Annotated in this window: 1 protein-coding gene; it reads right to left on the bottom strand. The window is 39.0% G+C overall.

Annotated elements, in window-relative coordinates; genetic code table 11:
- Positions 1-728 (bottom strand): PBECR2 nuclease fold domain-containing protein (locus G6Q00_RS08305; protein WP_275896776.1); only part of this gene is annotated, 728 nt, incomplete at both ends.

The following is a 728-nucleotide window of genomic DNA, read 5'->3' as shown; positions in this document are numbered from 1 at the left end:
TGGGTTTTTCTTAAGTTGCTTAATTAGTTCTGGTGTGAATTCTTCAGGCTTAATAATTCTTTGATCCAACTGATCAAGGGGTATTTCTTGACTTTTAAGCGCCGGTTTAGTAGCCTCCACTTTCCCTACTTCGCTATTCAACGCTTTAGCGGATAATTCGGACTTAGCGATTATTGGAAGTTCGGGTAGGGTGCTATACAATACCTCCCCTCCCCCTTTAATCTTGTTTTGGATATTATTAAGCGTTTTGGGCGCGTTACTAGCTATGATCCACTCCCCGCTATCATTGCGCGCTACACTAGTAAAATATTTTTTCCCTTCAAGGTCTTTAACAAAGATTAACGCATTATCCACTTGTTTTACTATGGCATCCGCGTTTTCTAAAGTCGGTCTAATGTAGGGCAATAACTCTTCTCTGCTCCGTTTAACTAGCTTATACAAACTCCCTTGAGTAAGCTTAATTTGCTCTCCATGTAGCACACCCTCTAAAGCCTCTTTAACTTCTGGGGCAAATTTAGGAATAAAGGGTTCATTGGTGTTTTTAAGGTTAAAGGCATTTTTCCATTGGGTATAAAGGCTCTTAGATTCTTTAGTAACTTTTTGGTTTTCTTGATTCTCTACTTTATTTGTAGTAGCGGAAGTCTCTTCTTTACTCCTACTTAATGCGGGTTTTTCTTTAAACTCCTTAACTTTAAACTCCTCAAGCATATAACGCTTAGGCTGGCTAG

This window comes from Helicobacter suis, from assembly GCF_902196125.1.
In the GTDB taxonomy this organism is placed as follows: domain Bacteria; phylum Campylobacterota; class Campylobacteria; order Campylobacterales; family Helicobacteraceae; genus Helicobacter; species Helicobacter suis_B.
This window is presented reverse-complemented; position numbering and strand designations above follow the sequence as displayed.